This window comes from Campylobacter sp. RKI_CA19_01128, assembly GCF_025771175.1.
In the GTDB taxonomy this organism is placed as follows: Bacteria; Campylobacterota; Campylobacteria; order Campylobacterales; family Campylobacteraceae; genus Campylobacter_D.
Genome location: NZ_JAKMPU010000026.1, coordinates 1 through 2,333, shown reverse-complemented (window position 1 = coordinate 2,333; position 2,333 = coordinate 1). Strand labels below are relative to the sequence as shown.

Below are 2,333 nucleotides of genomic sequence, written 5' to 3'. Positions count from 1 at the left end.
AGTATAGATGGTGGCCATATCAATGGCAAACATAATGATAATGTTAGTGGTGATGCTTTAAAAAATCCAAGTGGTAATAAAGCTGAAAAAATTCATTTAGTAGGGAATGAAGTCAATATATTAGTAGATGGAATTAAATCAGATTCTATTATAGCTAGTGCGTATGTAAAAGGATCTTTACAACAATCTACTACATCTTATTATAACTATGGTGAAAAAGGACTTAATTTTGAGACTGATGAATATAGCAATATAGATAAGACAAATTTAGGCAATAAAAAATTAGTAACTAAAGATAAATTTGAAAAACATGCAACTATAGGTTCTGATGTTGATTGGTGGCACTTTGCTAAGGGGTGGAATGAAAATAAAAACAGCATGAGAGATTTCTTTAGCACCTATAAATTAGTAGATGATATTGATTTTGGTGGTAATCAGGGTAAAAACTATGCCAATTATTGTATAGCTCCTGGGCAATGTACATCTATGATAGTTGGATCTTTAGAGAATAATGCTTTTTCAAAAATTTTTGATGGTCAAGGATTTACTTTAAAAAATATTAATATGGATATAACTAAGTTAGATGATTATATTGGATATATTGGATATATTGGAATAGGTGTATTTGGAAATGCAGATGGTGCTACTTTTAAAAATATCAATGTAGATTATATGGGTGGTGGAATTAATATTGATATAAATAATAATATTTTCGTAGATTTTCGTATTGGTGGGTTTGTTGGTGATGCTAGAGGAGATTTTGCAAATATATATTTAAATAATATAGGAAATATTAAAATTGAAACATTATCAGCAACCAAAGCAATTGGTGGATTTGTTGGAAATGCCAATGGAGATTTTACAAATATATATTTAAATAATATAGGAAATATTATTTCTAATGGCAACGGTGACAATTATATTGGTGGGTTTGTTGGAAATGTCAGTGGAAATTTTACAAATATATATTTAAATGATATAGGAAATATTATTTCTAGTGGTGGTGATTATAGTTATAATCCCACTGGTGGGTTTGCTGGTGAAGCCGGTGGAAATTTTACAAATATATATTTAAATGATATAGGAAATATTATTTCTAGTGGTGGTGATTATAGTTATAATATTGCTGGTGGATTTATAGGCAGACTACATTATGGTTCTTTTATAAATATATCTTTAAATAATATTAATACCATTAAGTCTAGCGGTGGTTATGATGTAGATTATCCCTATGAGTTTACAGGTAGTTATGCTGGTGGATTTATAGGTAGAATAGATGGGCCTGAATTAAAAAAATTTGAAAAAATTTTTTTATTTTTTAGCCCAAATACTTCAATTATTAGTACTTATAATGGAAATGAAAAAGAATATTCTGGTAAATTTTTTGGACATATGCGTAAATATAATGCTAGCAGTGAGATAAATTTCAAAAACATCCATATCTATCATCATGAAAACGATTTAAGCAATGCAACTACTGATCAAAACTATTGGGGTAATACCAATGATAAAATAAACATCCACACTTATAACGATTCTACTCAAAGCGATGCATACGAAGACTTTTTATCTAAAGCTAACACCATAGAAAAACCATCTAAGCCATCTAAACCAACCGATCCTACAGATCCTGATGTTATCTTAGATAGTGATGATGTAATTAGTGCAGAAGATTTAAATAAATGGCTTGATGAAATATTTGCTGGAAATTACTGGGTAGATATAAAAGATCTTAGCAAAATTCAAGGTCTAAGTGAAAGCATAGCTCAAAGCATATCTTTCTTGGAAGCTTTATATGGTCAAAAAGGTATGAAAGAAATATTAGAAGGAATTAGCAATGAGTATAAAAATATTTCTACCAAATATGATAAATTTGCAATTAATAAAGCAAATCTTTTAGCATTTATTAATGATAAATTAAAACCTCTAGTTGAATCTTCTAATAATGCCTTAGCTCAATTAAAACTCATGCAAGAGCAACTTAAAATAGCTATAGCTAAATACAATGACTATGTTAAAAAAATCAATGAAAACCCTGCTATAAAAAATGAGGAAACTTTAAATGCTTTAAAAGCTGAAGTGGATAGACTAAACCAACTTAGCGGAGAATTAGCTACTACTATAGCTAATAATCAAATACAACTAGAAGCTTGGCAAGATAAAGCTAGTACTAATTCTAATGAACATTTTACTATTAAAGGACAATTTGATAATGTAGCATTGTTAATACCTGATTTAGAAAAAGTCACAGTTAATGGCAACGAAAATGACGATTATGAAAAAATCTCTCGCCAAATAGCTAACTTGCAAAAATCAACGCCTGTTTTTGAATA

The 2,333-nt window shown here is 28.8% G+C and carries 1 pseudogene; it reads left to right on the top strand.

Annotated features, from left to right (window positions below):
- Nucleotides 1-2,333: pseudogene (locus tag L8U98_RS08105) on the top strand (hypothetical protein); the annotation flags it as partial.